Source organism: Rathayibacter sp. AY1G1 (genome assembly GCF_002932095.1).
Classification (GTDB): Bacteria; Actinomycetota; Actinomycetes; order Actinomycetales; family Microbacteriaceae; genus Rathayibacter.
The window spans coordinates 1-14,548 of sequence record NZ_PSUZ01000043.1 but is presented as its reverse complement, the minus strand read 5'-3'; the positions used below and the strand labels follow the sequence as shown (position 1 = coordinate 14,548).

The window sequence follows — 14,548 nt, the reverse complement described above, 5'->3', positions numbered from 1 at the left end:
CCCCTCCGAGCGCCCGTCGAGACCCACCTGCCGGGCGTCTAGAGGGTGGCGGGCCTCGTGACGAAGGCCGTCTCCAGGTAGGGCAGCTCGGCGCGGGCGAAGACCGCAGTGAGGACGCGGTCCTCGAACGCGACGCCGAGGCCGACCACGAGGGCGTCGGTGTCCACGCGCATCCCGTCGCGTGCAACGCCGTCCACCAGGACCGGGACGCCGTGCTCGACGGCCGACTCGGTCACGGGCCCGAGCAGGTCTCCCGGCAGGCCGCCGCGCACCCGCTCGTTCCGGAACTGATTGATCAGCACGTGCTCGAGGTGTTGCACCAGCGCCTGCTCGGGAGTAGCCCAGGGCCCGTCGGAGTCGAGGGGCACCGTGGTCCTCACGGCTTCCCAGAGCATCGGGTGCCTCATCTGCTCGCGGACCTTCATCAGGCTGTCGGGGAGCGGCCGACGCGGCGGCCCGTCGAGCTCGGCCCGCAGGTCGTCGTCGAGGTCGGCCAGGTTCACCGGATCGCTGCGATCGTCCGGATTCCGCCACAGAGCGTAGGAGAGGGATGCGGACTCGAGGTGGGTCCGCCCCTCCGACGTGGTACTCACGGTCGAGACGCCGAGCTCTTCGATCGACGGCTGAGGCGTCAGCGCGAAGAGGGGCCCGCCGAAGCGTGCCGTCACCTCGTCGGGCGTCGGAAGCTCGAACTCCTCGGACGGTCCAGGATCCACCACGAACATGCGCCTCAGCCTGCCCGCGGCCCACGCCGCGTGCAACGGCTGCGCGCGATCCGACGCGCGGCCGTCGCGACCGGTCCGGGGGAGCGTCCCAGCCCGCCCTCCTCGAGGGAACAGCACCGCCCCGTCAGCAGCAGCCGCAGGCCTCGGAGTCCTCGCTCGTCAGCGCGGAGATCGGCGTCGTGCAGGACTCGCCGCGCCAGGCCTCCAGGCCCTCGCGGACGGCGACCGCGGCGATCACGAGGCCGGCGACGGGGTCGGCCCACGTCCATCCGAGCGTGCTGTTCAGCAGCAGGCCCACCAGGACGGCGGCGGAGAGGTACGAGCAGAGGAGCGTCTGCTTCGAGTCCGCGACGGCCGAGGCCGAGCCGAGCTCGCGGCCGGTCCGGCGCTCGAGCAGGGAGAACGCGGGCATCACCAGCGGGCTGACGGCGGCCAGCACGATGCCGACGGGGGAGTGCTGGGCCTCCGAGAATCCGAGCAGCGCCCGGACCGAGTCGACGGCGACGAACGCGGCCAGGCCGAGGAACGAGACGGCGATCACCCGCAGCGCGGTGCGCTCGCGCGCCTCCGGATCGCGGCCCGAGAACTGCCAGGCGACGGCCGCGGCGGAGAGCACCTCCACCACGGAGTCGAGGCCAAAGGCGACGAGCGCGGTGGACGAGGCGACCGTCCCGGCGGCGAGGGCCACGATCCCCTCCACCACGTTGTAGCCGATCGTCGCGCCGACGATCCAGCGGATGCGCCTCTGCAGCACGCGGCGGCGGGCGGGGAGGAGCGGAGCGCGCAGGGCGCTCATGCGCAGCGGCAGTCGTCGCCGGAGCAGCAGTCCGGATCGACGACCAGGGCCAGGCGGAGCAGGTGGTCGAGCGCCCCGGCGATCCGGGTCTCGGCCAGCCGGTACCAGGTGTACCGGCCGTCCTTCACGGCCTCCACCAGCCCGCATCCGCGGAGGCACGCGAGCTGATTCGACATCACCTGCCGCGAGACCCCGAGCGCGTCCGCGAGGTCGGAGGGGACGGCCGGAGCCTCTCGCAGCGCGAGCAGGATCCGGGACCGCGTCTCGTCGGCCAGGGCGGATCCGAGGCGCGCGAGAGCAGCGGAGTGGGTGAGGGTCGCGGTGGCGGGCACGGGAGCGACGGTACACGCGATGCTGTATCGAGCGCGAGGGCGGTGGTCTCTCCTCGAACGTGCGAGCCCCCCATCCTGCTCCCCCCGTCGGGTGGGCGGACGGGCCGCACTGCCGCGGATCCCCGGGGCCGGCCTCCACGGCGCGCCGCGTACGGCCCGTGCGCCGTGCCAGGATCCCCTTGATCGCGGCGCCCGTCCGCCGCTCCGCCGCTCGGTCTCCTGGAAGGGCCACGGACCCGCCTTGCTCGATGCCACGACCCTCCGCGTCGCCTTCGGGGTCACCGCCCTCACCCTCTTCCTGCTGTTCGCGCTGGTCACCTACCGGTCGACACGCTCGTCCTTCAGCTTCTGGTGGTGCACGGCGCTCGCGCTGTTCATGGGCGGCTCGCTCGCCTACCTCCGCGACGGCACGGCCGACCAGGTGTGGGCGAATCCGCTCGGCAACGGGCTCATCGTGGCCGGCGCCGCCGCGGTCTGGGCGGCGAGCCGCTCCCTCCGCGGCCGGCCGACGCCGTGGTGGCTGGTGGTCGCTCCGACCGTGGTGGTGACGGGCGTGTCCAGCCTCGACTCTCCCGCCGTCAACGACTGGTCGGGAGGGCCGCTCTACCTCGCGTCGATGGCGCTCCTCATCGGACTGTCGACCCGCGAGATCGCGCTGCTCGGCGCCGGACGCTCGCGCACGCGCTGGCCGCTGCTGCTGAGCTCCGGCGCCCTCTCCCTCTACTACGCGCTCCGGTTCGCCGTGTTCCTGGCCGCGGGGCTGCGCAGCGAGCTGTTCGCGACCTGGTTCGGGACCCCGACCACCACGCTGATCACGCTGGTGCTGCTGGTCGTGGTGTCGTTCAGCATGGCCTCGCTCAGCGGCGAGCAGGTCGCGCAGATGCTCACCGCCGGCGCCGCCCGCTCGCGGCAGGAGCTCGCCGACGGCGAGAGGGTGCAGCGGCGGCTCGAGCCCCGCTCGGTCCCGGACCTCCCGGGCTACGACGTCGCCGGCGCCTGCGTGCCCAGCGGGACGGTGAGCGGCGACTTCTTCGACTGGCGCTGCACGCCCGACGGGCTCGCCGTCACCGTCGCCGACGTGATGGGCAAGGGGGTCGGCGCCGCGATGATCGCGGCCACGGTCCGCGCCGCCCTGCGCGTCACTCCTCCCGCCCTCGGCCCCGCGGCGACGATGGCGCTCATCGACCGGGTCGTCGAGCCGGATCTGTCGGCGAACGACGCGTTCGTCACGCTCCTCCACCTGCGGCTCAGCGCCTCGACCGGCGACATCGCGCTCGTCGACGCCGGCCACGGACTCGGGATCGTCTGCCGCACCGACGGCTCGCGCGAGCGCATCCCCTCCGCCCACCTGCCGCTCGGCCTCCTCGGCACGCAGGAGTGGGAGCCGACCGGCCTCCGACTCCACCCCGGCGACCTGCTGCTGATCTGCAGCGACGGCGTGCTGGACCTCTTCGACGGCTCCCTCGCCGCCCTCGACCGGGTGGCCGACGCGGCCGTCGCCGCCCCCGCGACCGCCGCCGCCGCGGTCGCCGGCGTCACCCGCCTGGCGGCCGAGGGGCTGCTGGCGGACGACGTGACCGTGGTCGCGATCCGGCGGACCTCAAGGAGCTGACCCGGCCTCAGCCCCGCCCCGCCTGCAGCCGGAGCCCGGCCAGCAGCAGGTCGAGGCCGGAGCGGAACACGTCGAGGTCGTCGTGCGTCGCCATGACGTCGGCCGCGTGGTGGCCGAAGGGGAACTCCTCCGGATCGAGGGCGCGCCAGCGGTCGGCCAGGTGCTCGAGGAACTCGCCCCTCTCCATCCCGCTCTCGAGGAACTCGCGGGGCGGCGGCTGCGCCAGGTCGGCCGCGACTCCGACGACGTAGCTGACGATGGACGACACGGCGTGGAACCGCTGCCGGGGCGTCAGGTCGAGAGCCATGAGCTGCTGCCCGAGGCGCTCGTACATCGCCATCGAGTTGGGCTGCACCCCGGTCGTGCGGAGCATGTAGAGGCCGAACCAGGGTCGGCGGACGCACTCGTCGAAGAGGGCCAGTGCGACGGCGCGGACGTTGTCGATCGGGTCCGGCCCGTGGGTGAGCGGCTCGCTGTCTGCGAGGACCCGACCCATGACCTCGTCGGTCGCCCGCTCCAGCAGCTCGTCGCGGCTGCCGACGTACCAGTAGATGCTCGCCACACCGCCGCCGAGTCGGGCCGCGAGCGCGCGGAACGTGAGGGCCGACTCCCCGGACTCGTCGAGGATCGCGATCGCCTCGGCCAGCACGGTGTCGAGCGAGTGCGACGCTCGGCGGCGGCCCCGGGCGGGGGAGGGCGCGGCAGCGGTCTCCGTCGGGCGATCTGCAGGCATGGCTTGCATCTTACTGAGCGGCGTTCCATACTATCGAACGCCGTACGAGAGTCGAACGGCGTTCGATAGGAAGGCGCCTCGATGTCCGCTCCGACGACCACCTCCGCCGAGTCCCGCGCTCACACCTCCCTCCGCTCCGCGGCACTCCCGCTCGCCGCTCTCTGCCTCGCGTTCTTCGTCGAGATGGTCGACAACACGCTGCTCTCGATCGCCCTCCCGACGATCGGACGCTCACTCGACGGGTCGACCGCCGGACTGCAGTGGGTGACCGGTGCCTACTCCCTGACCTTCGGCGGGCTGCTGCTGACAGCCGGGTCCGCCGCCGACCGGTTCGGCCGCCGCCGCGTGCTCCTCACCGGCCTCGCCGCGTTCGGGCTGATCAGCCTCGCCGTCGTCCTCGTCACCGACATCGGCCAGCTGATCGCCCTCCGCGCGGCGCTCGGCTGCGCCGCGGCCGCCATGGCGCCCGTCACGATGTCGCTGGTGTTCCGGCTCTTCGACGACGAGAGGCTCCGCATGCGGTCGATCACGATCGTGATGATCGTCGGGATGTCCGGCATGGTCCTCGGCCCCCTCCTCGGCGGCTCGATCCTCAGCACCGTCAGCTGGCAGTGGCTGCTCGTCGTCAACGCCCCGATCGCGCTGCTGGTCTGGATCGGCGTGCGCCTCGGAGTTCCCGCGGACCAGCGCGCCGACCTCACCTCCGGTCGGCTCGACCTGCCGGGGACCGCCCTCACCGTCGCCGCGGTGGGGCTCGGCTGCTACACGCTCACCAGCGGAGTCGAGAACGGCTGGCTGTCGCTCCTCACGATCGCCTGCGCCGCGGGCACCGTCGCCGCCGTCGCGGGATTCGTCGTCCGCGAGCGCCGCGCCGTCTCGCCCATGATCGACCTCGCGATCTTCCGCGCCGGCCCCGCGCGGGGAGCGGCGCTCACGCAGCTCGGCGCCTCGGTCGCCTTCGCGAGCGTCCTGTTCGGCCTGATCCTGCACTTCCAGTACGCCTACGGCTGGAGCCCGGTGCGCGCCGGCCTCGCGAACCTGCCCGTCATCGTCACGATGCTCGCCGCCACTCCGGTCACCGAGCGCCTCGCCGCGAAGCTGGGGCACCGCGCGGCCTGCCTGATCGGCACCGGGCTCCTGGTCGGCGCGCTGCTCGGGATGTCCTGGGCGGTGGACCGGGGCTACCTCGCGATCGCCGTGATGATGGTCGTGATGACGGTGGGCCTGCGGACGATCATGACCATCTGCGCCGTCGCCCTCGTCGAGGCGATGCCCGCGAACCGCACGTCGATCGGTGCGGCGCTCAACGACACGGCCCAGGAGATCGGCACCAGCATCGGCACGGCCGTCGTCGGCACGCTGATCGCCGCACTGGTGGCGACCACCCTCCCGGCGGGCGCGTGGAGCGCGGACCTCGTCCGGAGCTTCTTCGCGGGTGAGCGGGTCGCCTTCCTGGTCGTGGCGGTCCTCGTCGGCGTGATCGCGACGATCGGCTCGCTGTCCCTCAGCGACTCCCGCTCCACCGAGGAGCCGGCGGCGGCCTAGTCCGTCGGGTCGCGCCGGGCGTCCTCGAGGTCGGCGATGTCCGTGTACTCGAGGAAGTCCAGCGGCGGGATGTCCGTCATCTCCTCGCTCCACGAGGGACGGGCCGGCTGCATGCGGCGCGTCTCGAGCTCGATGTGGGCGATGACCTCCGCGTCGTCCGGCTCCTCCACCTCGCTGCTGTCGATCGGCAGCGACCAGAGCTGGCTCGCCGGCCCGATCAGCAGGTGGGCGTAGGCGCGGCCGCCGCCCTCGGTCAGGACCGGCACCGAGACGACATCCGACTTGCTGACGTCCGCGAGGGCCCGGGCGTACCGGAGGACCGCCTTGCAGGTCAGGTCGCCGACGAGCAGGTGGCCGCTGGAGTAGTGCAGTTTCCGCATGCGTCCAGCCTCCGCGCGCCGCCCGCGGGGCCTCAAGAGGGTTGCCCTGGGAAGGCGGTGCCCCTAATGGGCCGGGAGGTCCCGCCCGATCGGGGTCATCGCTCCGGGTGTCCGGCGCTCTCGCGGAGCTCGCGGCCGTCGGCGACGTCCTCGGCGTGCTTCTCGGCTTTCTTGTCGCTCTGCCGGGTGTCGCGGGGCGGGAGCTGGATGTGCTCCTCGGCTTCGATGCCGGCCTGCAGCTGGCGGCCGCGCTCGAGCTCGGCGTCGAACTCGGCCCCGAAGAGCAGGGCGAGGTTCGTGATCCAGAGCCAGAGGAGGAAGACGATCACGCCGCCGAGGGCGCCGTAGGTCTTGTTGTAGTTGCTGAAGTTGGCGACGTAGAACGCGAAGCCGGCCGACGCCAGCGCCCAGACGACGAGGGCGAGGATCGAGCCCATGCTGGTCCAGCGGAACTTCGGCTGCCGCACGTTCGGCGACCAGTGGTAGAGGACCGCGACGATCACGACCATGATCGCGATCAGCACCGGCCACTTGGCGATGCTCCACACGGTCAGGGCGACCTCGCCGAGGCCGACGGCGTCGCCGATGGTCTGCGCGACGGGTCCGCTGAGCACGAGGATCAGCCCGGCGATCACGAGCAGGAGGACCGTCACGAGGGTGACGGCGAGCATCGTGGGGCGCAGCTTCCAGATCGGGCGGCCCTCGTCGATCTCGTAGACGCGGTTCATGCCGCGCCCGAAGGCGCCGACGTAGCCGGAGGCGGACCAGAGGGCGCCGAGGACACCGGTGACGAACGCCAGGCCGGCGGCGGGGCTGGAGGTGAGCTCCTGGATCGGGCCGCGGACCGTGTCGAGGACGTCGGCCGAGACGAACCCGCCGGCGATCTCGAGCACGGTGTCGGTCGTGGTCTCGGCCTGGCCGAAGAGGCCGAGGATCGAGACGATCGCGAGCAGCCCGGGGAACAGCGCGAGGACGGCGTAGTAGGTCAGCCCCGCCGCGATGTCCGTGCACTGGTCGGCGCCGAACTCGCGGAGCGTCTTCTTGAGGACGTAGCCCCACGAGCGCTTGGTGACGTCCGTCGGTCCGTCGGGCTTGCGGGAGTCGTCGGGGTCGGGCGCGGTGCGGTCGCGCTCGGTGCTGGTCTGGGCCACGGTCGTCCTCCATCTCGAGCGTCTGCGGATCGTCGGGGACGGAAGGACCGCCTGCGATCGCTCCGGCGCCCCGGCGACGCCGTGCTCGCCACCGACCGTAGGAGCGCCGGACGCTCGAGGCAGGACGGTTGACAGCCGCCCGTCGAGTCCGGTGGGGGAGGTGTTCCGCGGTGGCGCCCGCGCTCAGAGATGCGCGAGCAGCCTCTCGCACGCCTGCTCGCAGCGGCGGCAGGCCTCGGCGCAGATCCGGCAGTGCTCGTGCATCCCGGCGTGCTGCTCGCAGTCGTCGGCGCAGGCGCGGCAGGCCAGGAGGCAGGCCTCGACGAGGGCGCGGACGGCCGCGGATCCGACGACGCCTCGGCGCGACAGCACGGCGCCGGTCGCGGCGCACACGTCGGCGCAGGCGAGGTCGGTGCGGATGCAGTGGACCAGCTCGGCGACCGACTCCTCGCCGAGGCACGCGTCGGCGCAGGCGGTGCAGGTGAGCGCGCAGGCGCCGCACGCGTCGATGCACTCGGCCAGGACCTCCGGATCGACGCCGCGCAGCTCCTCGGGGTGGCTCCGGATCATGTCGCTCGTGCTGCTCATGGCGCGTCCTCTCGTCGTGACCCCGGCGGGTCGATCGGTCCGGGCGACGCTACGGGCCCGCCCGCCGCCGGGCGAGGGCCTGGCCAGGCACCGCGGCCGGTGATAGCCGGGCCGTCAGCCCCTCACGACGAAGGCGTCGTGGATCAGGTTGCCCCCGGTCGCCGCCGGATTCCGTGTGCTGCCGCGGGTGATCGTGACGGTGTGGGTGCCGGCGGGCAGGGTCCCGCTGGTCCAGACGGTCTGGGCGGAGCGGGTGGTGGCGCTGTAGCGGTCGACCGAGGCCACGAGGACGCCGTCGAGGCGGACCTCGTCGATCCCGGACGTGCTGGACCGGCGGCTCACCCACGAGACTCCGGTGCCGGTGAAGCGGAGGGTGGCGGAGGCGCCCCCTGTCGACGAGAAGGAGACGCCTCCGCCGCTGTCCGCGGAGGAGGAGGTCGTGGACCAGGTGCCCGTGACGGCGACGGCCGGCGAGCCGTTCTGGTGGGTGCCGGCCCCGACGGCGGCGAGCGGAGTCGCGGTGGCGGTCGGCGTCGAGGTCGGCGCGGCGGTGGCGGTCGGCGTGGGCGTGGCCGTCGGCACCGGAGTGGCGGCCCTCTTCGCGAGCACGATGGACGCCGTCGCTCCCTTCAGCCCGCTCGGCCGGAACGTGATCGTCGTCGCGGTGCTCGTCCTGCTCGTCACGCTCAGGGCGGCGCTCGAGGACACCGTGCCCGCGGTCGGCCGCGCGAGCGTCACGGTGAGCGCGCTCGTCGAGACCTGCGTCGGGTCGACGGTCGAGACGGTCACCGTGTCCGCGTCCTCCCGGATCGAGACCAGTCCGGCGCCGGTGATGCTCGCGACCCGGGTGCCTCCGACGAGGACGGGGCTCGTGGTCCCGGCCTTCCACGACACGGCGCTCACGGTGCCGGTCGAGCGGTCGCGGGCGGCGCTCAGCTGGGGTGTGTTGCTGAGCACGGTCACGTCCGGGTCCGCCGCGTACGCGGCGGTCGCCGCCTCGGAGGCGCCGGGGAGGACCGTGTACGCGTAGGAGGCGCCGGTCGGGTTCGTGCCGTGGCTCGTCGTGAGGGAGTAGTAGTGGCCGGTCACCGGCGCCGTCGGACCGGCGGCGCTCACGGCGCTCCAGGCTCCGGTGCGGGTCCGTCCCTGCGCGGTCAGGGCGATCGGCGACGGGAAGACGTAGCCCACCGACTCCGCGGAGCCGGTGATCGAGGCCCAGCGGGCGGTGCTCGTGGCGGTCGCCTCCGCACCGCGGAGGACGCCGTCGACGCGGAGCCTCGCATCGGGAGCGACGTCGCGGCGGTCGTCGATCACCGTCTCCGCGCGCCGGCGCGCCCCGTCCCAGCCGGTCCCGGACATGTCGGTCGCCGTGATCCCGGAGCCGAGCGCGAGGATCTCGTCGTCGAAGGTGAACCAGGCCTTCTTCGCGACCAGGCTCACCGACGCCGCGTCGAAGTCGAGCGCCGCGATCCCCGTCCGCCGCGACGGGCTCTCGAGGCTCCCGGTGAAGGTCGTCGTCGGGCGGGACGACGCGCCCTCGCCCGCGCTCCGGACGATCGTGTCCTCGGTGGTGCCGGGCATCCGGTACGGGTTCGCCGTGGCCCAGTAGCCGTCGTCGTACTGGCGCCCGCTGCCCAGGTGGAGCGAGGTCGCGCCGTCGCCGGTGTACCAGCCGCTGCGGTTCTCGCCGTTGAGCGACTCGTAGCGCGCGATCCGCGTGCTCGACAGGCCGACGGCGAAGCCCGAGGTCGCCGTGGTCCGCGTGAAGCGGTCCATCCCGGCGAAGGCCCGGACGCCCGAGCCGATCGGGGTCGCGGTCAGGCCCGTGTCGGCGAGGACGAGCCGCGCGCGCACGACGTCGCTGACGGACCCGGCCGTCTCGATGCTCACGGGGCTGCCGGAGTTGCAGGCCAGCCAGCTCTTCGCCAGCGCGTTCGTCCGTGTCCTGGCCGAGGGAGGGGCGCTGTCGGCGAGGCGCAGCACCGCCGCCTGCAGCTGGACGCCGACGTCGCCGTCCTCCGACTCCGCCCGCGCCGTCTCGCGGCCGCGGACCGTCGACATCACGGCGCCGCACCAGGTGACGGGGGCGAAGGAGGAGGCGAGCCGGTCGTACACGCCGAGCCCCTCCGGGCTCGTGATCTCCCAGCGGGAGCCGTCGAGCAGCGCGTAGAGGTCGTCGAGGGTGTCGAGCATCGAGAGCCCGTACCCGCCGCTGTAGGCGAAGACGCTGTGCTGCACGAAGGAGCCGTCGGCGTGGAAGCCGTCGCCGGACGCCACCGTCCGCAGCGCCGGGTCGATGCCGGCGGCCGCCTCCGCGATCTTCGCCGGCTGCTTCAGCAGCACCGCCCGCCCGGCGATGACCGCCGCCGTCCAGACGCGGTTGGCGCCGGTCCGGGTGACGGTGTCGGCGAAGCGCGTCGAGGCCGACAGGTAGGCCTGCACCTGCGCCGCCGAGAGGTCGGGGTAGAGGAGGGCGGTGATGCTGTTCAGCTCGAGCGGGATGCCGATCTGCTGCTCCCACCAGCGGGAGGTGCCGGTGGTGGAGCGGTTGTAGCGGTTCGCCGAGAGCCAGTCGGCGGTCGTGACGACGTCGCGGAGGAGCGCCGGGTCGCCGCTGAGGGCGGTGCCGGGGGTCTTCAGCGCGGTCGCGAGGACGGTGACCCGCTTGTAGGCGGCCCACACCTCCACCGCCGAGGTGCCCGTGACCAGGTCGGGCCAGGGCTCGCCGCCGTCGGTCTCGAGCGTCGACCAGTAGCCCTCGGCCTCGGCGACGAGGCGGCCCTTCGCCGCGGCGAGGCCGCCGACGCTCCCGCTTCCCGGGATGGTGCCCGTCAGATCGGCGACGAGGGCGAGGCGCATCGCGTCGTACTCGTCGCCCGCCGAGTCGACGGCGGACGCTGTCGGCGCGGCGGCGAGCGGGAGGATCAGGGCGGTCACGAGCAGGAGCGCCGCAGCGAGCGGGCTCCCGCGCCGGGGCGCGTCGGATCGAGAGGGTCGGTTCGTCTCCGCGCGCGATCGGCGGAGGGGACGCGGCTGGGTGGGCACGGGCGCTCCTGAGGCGACGCCCACGAGCCTGCGGGCTTCGGGTGCTCGCGGGTCGCCGGGGGAGCGTCGGGTGAAGAGTAGGGGTCCGCTCCGTCCGGCGGCAAGAGGCGGAGGCGAGGACGGCCGGGATCGGCCACCGCCGACGCTCCCGACCGCGCGATCTGCGACAGCCGTACCCCGTGAGGGGTACAGAGGCGCCTAAGGTCCCCCACCCGTCAAGCGGGGCGATACGGTCGGAGGTGCGTGTGCGCTCCGGGGAGTCCCGGCGCGGCGCGCAGGGGGAAGGGGGCACGGATGATCGAGGCCGAGCAGGATCCGCGGCTGGTGGCGCTCGAGGCGCTCGAGATGATGGGGTCGGCTCCGGAGGAGCGCTTCGACCGGATCACGCGGATGGCCGAGGAGCTGTTCCGCGTGCCCGTGGCCGAGATCCACTTCCTCGACGACACCACGCTGTTCACGAAGTCCCCGCAGCGTCCGGACGCCGTGCTCGCCTACCCGCGCGCCGGCACTTTCTGCGACGCGACGCTCGAGAAGCGCACCACCTTCGTCGTGCCGGACCTCGGTGCCGACGAGGCGTGGGCCGGGCACGAGCACGTCGCGGGGTACCCGCACGTCCGCTTCTACGCCGGGCGGCCGCTGTCGGTCGAGGGCGACCTGCAGCTGGGCACCCTCTGCCTCATCGACTTCGTGCCCCGGAGCCTCACCCCGGACGAGCGGCAGCTGCTCGAGGAGTTCGGCGAGTGGGTCGAGCGGGAGCTGCGCGACACGGCGGAGCGCGACCGCGCCGCCGACATGCAGACGCAGATGGCTCCCTCCTCCCTCCACCACCCCGCCGGCTACGAGCTCTCGGGGCTCTCGCTGCCGCGGTGGACGATCACCGGCGACTTCTACAGCTGGCGCGGCGACGACGAGACGGTCGACCTGACCCTCGTGGACGTGATGGGCAAGGGGACGGCGGCGGCGATCGTGGCCGCGTCGATCCGCTCCGCGTTCCGGGCGCGCCTGGGCGGCGACCCCGACGCGGTCGTCAGCGCGGTGAGCGCCCAGCTGCACGACGACTTCACGGCCACCGAGACCTTCGCGACCCTCTTCCACGGGCGCCTCGACACCGCGTCCGGCCGGATCGACTTCGTCGACGCGGGCCACGGGCTCACCGTCCTCCTCCGCGCCGACGGCTCGTTCCAGCGGCTCGCGGCACTGGGCCTCCCGCTGGGCATCGCGGAGGACGGCGGCTGGATCACCCAGACCGTGGAGCTCGCGGTCGGCGACTCGCTCCTGGCCTTCACCGACGGCGTCCTCGACCTCTACGACGGGACGCTGCAGTCCCTGGCGCGCGCGGTCGACCTCGCCCGCGACTCCGCCGACACCGCCGCGTTCCTGCAGGCGCTGAAGGCGCTCGCCGCCTCCGGCTCCGCGTCCGACGACATCACCGCCCTCGTGCTGACCCGCACGGGCGCCGACCGCTCCGCCGAGAAGGACCCCGCATGACGTTCACGACCGAGACGACCGCCCCCGACATCGCCGTGCTGCGGGGGGAGGGGCGGCTCAACGCGGCCTCGGCTCCGGAGCTGCGCTCGGCCGTCCGCCGGGCGATCGACGAGGGCAGCCCCCGCATCGTCGTCGAGCTCAGCGCGGTGACGTTCATGGACTCCTCCGGCCTCGGCGCCCTGGTCGGCGCTCTCAAGACCGCGCGGCAGGCGGGCGGCGACCTGCGGATCGCGGCGCCCAGCGAGCAGGTCGTGATGGTGCTGCAGCTGTCCAATCTGGACCGGGTGCTCACCCTCTTCGACACGGCCGGCGACGCGTACCGTGACTGAGCGCAGCGTCGGGTTCCGCACGCCCCCGGACGACACCGAGGTCGTCCACGAGATGCTCGCCGGGCTCTGGGGCGAGCGGCCGGACCTGCCGGCCCGCGACCGCATGGCCGTCGAGACGGCGCTGGTCGAGCTGGTCGACAACGTCATCCAGCACGCGACGTCGACGACGACGATCGTCTGCCGCCTCGTCGTGCGCGTCGAGGGAGACGCGATCCACGCGGAGCTGGTCGACACGGCCGATCCGCCGGACATCGGCACGGGGCCGCGGGAGATGCCGGACGTCTTCGCGGAGTCGGGCCGCGGGCTCGCTCTCATCCAGGCTCTGACGACCACGTTCGAGCACGAGCGCTCGGAGGGGCGCAACGTCTGGACCCTGACCCGGGCGCTGGACTCCTAGCGACTGGCGCGGATCAGCGGATCGTGTGCGCGGTGATGACCGCGGCGGCACGCGCCAGGTCGTCCGCCATGCCGTTCAGCCCGGGGGAGGCCTTCAGCACCTCCGCGCTGACCTCGTCGTAGCGCTCGTCCACCTGCGCGAGCAGCTGCTCCCCGGAGGCGGTGAGGCGCAGGAGGACGCTGCGGCGGTCCTGCGGGTTGGCGAGCCGGTCGACGTGGCCGGCGGTCGCCAGCCGGTCGAGGAGCGCGGTCACGGCGCCCGTCGAGAGGGAGAGCTCGAGGCCCAGCCACTTCGGCGTGAGGTCGGGCGACTCGCCGAGGACCTCGAGCGCGGTGAGCTCCGAGATGCCCACGCCCACGCCCGCGGCGATGCTCGCGCGGAGGTGCCGCTGCGCGTTCTCGAGCAGGCGGAGCGACTGCCGCAGCTGCACGGCGGGCGCGTCCTGGTCGACGTCGCGCGGGGTCGGTCTCTCGGTGGTCATTCGTCCTTCTCGGGGTAGGGCTGGGGTCATCGTACGGGTCGCCCTCGGGGGTCCCGGCCTGTCACCCGGACAGGGGGTGAAAGAACGATTGCAATGTATCTTTGCCATCAAGTAACTTAGCGGTCAATCGAGTTCGGCGGAACACCAGCCGGACCCTCCCCCTTCAGCATCAGCCCGCCCCACCCGATCAGGAGTCCTGCCATGTCGACCCACACCGCCAAGTCCAAGCGCGTCCGCTTCGCTCCCCTCGCCATCGCGACGAGCATCGCCGCCGCCGCTCTCCTCTCCGTCTCAATGTCCGGCACCCTGTCCGGCTTCGTCGCGAGCATCTCCAACACCGGCAACACCGCCGCCTCCGGCTCGCTCGTCATGGAGGAGAAGTCGACCGGCGCCAGCCCCATCACCTGCCTCAGCACCGACGGCGGCTCGATCAGCACCAACACCGCGACCTGCGCGACCATCAACAAGTTCGGCGGATCGACCACGATGGTCCCCGGCCAGACCGTCACCACCGCGATCACGCTGAAGAACACCGGCACCGTCGCCGCCAACACCTTCACGCTGACCCCCGGCGCCACCTGCTCGCAGAGCAACAACGTCGCGGCCGGCGCCTCCGGCTCCGCCACCGACTTCTGCGGCAAGCTCAACGTCGTGATCACCTCCGGCGGGACCACCGTCTTCACGGGCACCGCCGCGACCCTCGCCGGCTCCGCCGTCAAGACCCTCAACACCGCCCCGGTCACCCCCGGCACCTCCACCCCCTTCTCCATCGCCGTGACCCTCGACTCGTCGGCCACCAACGCCTACCAGGGCCTGTCCGCCTCGCTCCCGCTCACCTGGACCTTCGCGAGCTGATCCCCTCTCCACCCGGCCCGGAGCGCCCCCGCGCGACGGGCCGGGGGAGGAGCGTCCCGCAGCGCTCCTCCTGCACCGCCCCCGAGAACCC

Annotated in this window: 15 protein-coding genes; 6 read left to right on the top strand and 9 right to left on the bottom strand. The window is 73.2% G+C overall.

The annotated features are described in order from the left end of the window. Nucleotides 1-38 precede the first annotated feature (38 nt). The 3 genes from C5C36_RS16710 to C5C36_RS16700 all read right to left on the bottom strand — a co-directional run bounded on the left by C5C36_RS16710 (nt 39) and on the right by C5C36_RS16700 (nt 1,853). The gene (locus tag C5C36_RS16710) at nt 39-719 is read right to left on the bottom strand and encodes a hypothetical protein (protein ID WP_146084339.1); all 681 of its coding nucleotides are present in this window, start codon (nt 717-719) and stop codon (nt 39-41) included. A 130-nt stretch (nt 720-849) separates the two neighbouring features. Continuing rightward, nucleotides 850-1,521: a cation diffusion facilitator family transporter gene (locus C5C36_RS16705; RefSeq protein ID WP_104310079.1), complete on the bottom strand. Its 672-nt coding sequence runs from the start codon at nt 1,519-1,521 to the stop codon at nt 850-852. Beyond that, the gene (locus tag C5C36_RS16700; protein WP_104234042.1) at nt 1,518-1,853 is read right to left on the bottom strand and encodes a helix-turn-helix transcriptional regulator; all 336 of its coding nucleotides are present in this window, start codon (nt 1,851-1,853) and stop codon (nt 1,518-1,520) included. Before C5C36_RS16700 ends, C5C36_RS16705 begins: the two co-directional genes overlap by 4 nt. 241 nt (nt 1,854-2,094) lie before the next feature. Between C5C36_RS16700 and C5C36_RS16695 the strand changes: the two genes are divergently transcribed. Further along, complete coding sequence (locus tag C5C36_RS16695) at nt 2,095-3,465, top strand: PP2C family protein-serine/threonine phosphatase (protein ID WP_104310078.1); 1,371 nt, start codon at nt 2,095-2,097, stop codon at nt 3,463-3,465. Nucleotides 3,466-3,472: 7 nt separating this feature from the next. On the opposite strand, the gene C5C36_RS16690 is transcribed toward C5C36_RS16695, so the two are convergent. Then, on the bottom strand, nt 3,473-4,198 hold the full coding sequence (locus C5C36_RS16690) for a TetR/AcrR family transcriptional regulator (RefSeq protein WP_219812210.1): 726 nt from the start codon (nt 4,196-4,198) through the stop codon (nt 3,473-3,475). 81 nt (nt 4,199-4,279) lie between these two features. On the opposite strand from C5C36_RS16690, the gene C5C36_RS16685 reads away from it, so the two are divergent. Then, a complete protein-coding gene (locus C5C36_RS16685) occupies nt 4,280-5,743 on the top strand; it encodes an MFS transporter (protein ID WP_104227133.1) in 1,464 nt (487 codons plus the stop codon). Here the strand turns inward: C5C36_RS16685 and C5C36_RS16680 are convergent. From C5C36_RS16680 to C5C36_RS16665, 4 genes are all read right to left on the bottom strand, one after another. Then, complete coding sequence (locus tag C5C36_RS16680) at nt 5,740-6,123, bottom strand: hypothetical protein (protein ID WP_104263281.1); 384 nt, start codon at nt 6,121-6,123, stop codon at nt 5,740-5,742. The two genes, C5C36_RS16685 and C5C36_RS16680, sit on opposite strands and share 4 nt — an antisense overlap. A 95-nt stretch (nt 6,124-6,218) precedes the next feature. Then, the gene (locus C5C36_RS16675) at nt 6,219-7,274 is read right to left on the bottom strand and encodes a YihY/virulence factor BrkB family protein (protein ID WP_104263280.1); all 1,056 of its coding nucleotides are present in this window, start codon (nt 7,272-7,274) and stop codon (nt 6,219-6,221) included. 183 nt (nt 7,275-7,457) lie between these two features. After that, on the bottom strand, nt 7,458-7,862 hold the full coding sequence (locus tag C5C36_RS16670) for a four-helix bundle copper-binding protein (RefSeq protein WP_104263279.1): 405 nt from the start codon (nt 7,860-7,862) through the stop codon (nt 7,458-7,460). 114 nt (nt 7,863-7,976) lie between these two features. Further along, complete coding sequence (locus tag C5C36_RS16665; RefSeq protein WP_146084608.1) at nt 7,977-10,799, bottom strand: polysaccharide lyase 8 family protein; 2,823 nt, start codon at nt 10,797-10,799, stop codon at nt 7,977-7,979. Nucleotides 10,800-11,201: 402 nt separating this feature from the next. Here C5C36_RS16665 and C5C36_RS16660 point away from each other — a divergent pair, with 402 nt between their 5' ends. From C5C36_RS16660 to C5C36_RS16650, 3 genes are read left to right on the top strand one after another with little or no spacing between them, the layout of a single operon-like run. Next, nucleotides 11,202-12,395, top strand: coding sequence for a PP2C family protein-serine/threonine phosphatase (locus tag C5C36_RS16660; protein WP_104227128.1), 1,194 nt, complete (start codon nt 11,202-11,204; stop codon nt 12,393-12,395). Further along, nucleotides 12,392-12,724 (top strand): STAS domain-containing protein, encoded by a 333-nt coding sequence (locus C5C36_RS16655; RefSeq protein WP_104227127.1) that lies wholly within the window; start codon nt 12,392-12,394, stop codon nt 12,722-12,724. Before C5C36_RS16660 ends, C5C36_RS16655 begins: the two co-directional genes overlap by 4 nt. Beyond that, entirely contained in the window at nt 12,717-13,121 is a 405-nt protein-coding gene (locus tag C5C36_RS16650) for an ATP-binding protein (protein WP_104227126.1), read from the top strand. The genes C5C36_RS16655 and C5C36_RS16650 overlap by 8 nt, the downstream gene beginning before the upstream one ends. A 13-nt stretch (nt 13,122-13,134) precedes the next feature. Here the strand turns inward: C5C36_RS16650 and C5C36_RS16645 are convergent, their stop codons facing one another. Next, nucleotides 13,135-13,602: a MarR family transcriptional regulator gene (locus tag C5C36_RS16645; protein ID WP_104224277.1), complete on the bottom strand. Its 468-nt coding sequence runs from the start codon at nt 13,600-13,602 to the stop codon at nt 13,135-13,137. A 201-nt stretch (nt 13,603-13,803) separates the two neighbouring features. Between C5C36_RS16645 and C5C36_RS16640 the strand changes: the two genes are divergently transcribed. Then, nucleotides 13,804-14,457 (top strand): hypothetical protein, encoded by a 654-nt coding sequence (locus C5C36_RS16640; RefSeq protein WP_104234050.1) that lies wholly within the window; start codon nt 13,804-13,806, stop codon nt 14,455-14,457. Nucleotides 14,458-14,548 lie beyond the last annotated feature (91 nt).

What these genes read in the sequence shown, in the direction of transcription:
- C5C36_RS16705 (WP_104310079.1), bottom strand. Translation starts at nt 1,521, where the DNA reads ATGAGCGCCCTGCGCGCTCCGCTCCTCCCCGCCCGCCGCCGCGTGCTG.
- C5C36_RS16690 (WP_219812210.1), bottom strand. Translation starts at nt 4,198, where the DNA reads ATGCCTGCAGATCGCCCGACGGAGACCGCTGCCGCGCCCTCCCCCGCC.
- C5C36_RS16685 (WP_104227133.1), top strand. Translation starts at nt 4,280, where the DNA reads ATGTCCGCTCCGACGACCACCTCCGCCGAGTCCCGCGCTCACACCTCC.
- C5C36_RS16680 (WP_104263281.1), bottom strand. Translation starts at nt 6,123, where the DNA reads ATGCGGAAACTGCACTACTCCAGCGGCCACCTGCTCGTCGGCGACCTG.
- C5C36_RS16670 (WP_104263279.1), bottom strand. Translation starts at nt 7,862, where the DNA reads ATGAGCAGCACGAGCGACATGATCCGGAGCCACCCCGAGGAGCTGCGC.
- C5C36_RS16660 (WP_104227128.1), top strand. Translation starts at nt 11,202, where the DNA reads ATGATCGAGGCCGAGCAGGATCCGCGGCTGGTGGCGCTCGAGGCGCTC.
- C5C36_RS16655 (WP_104227127.1), top strand. Translation starts at nt 12,392, where the DNA reads ATGACGTTCACGACCGAGACGACCGCCCCCGACATCGCCGTGCTGCGG.
- C5C36_RS16645 (WP_104224277.1), bottom strand. Translation starts at nt 13,602, where the DNA reads ATGACCACCGAGAGACCGACCCCGCGCGACGTCGACCAGGACGCGCCC.
- C5C36_RS16640 (WP_104234050.1), top strand. Translation starts at nt 13,804, where the DNA reads ATGTCGACCCACACCGCCAAGTCCAAGCGCGTCCGCTTCGCTCCCCTC.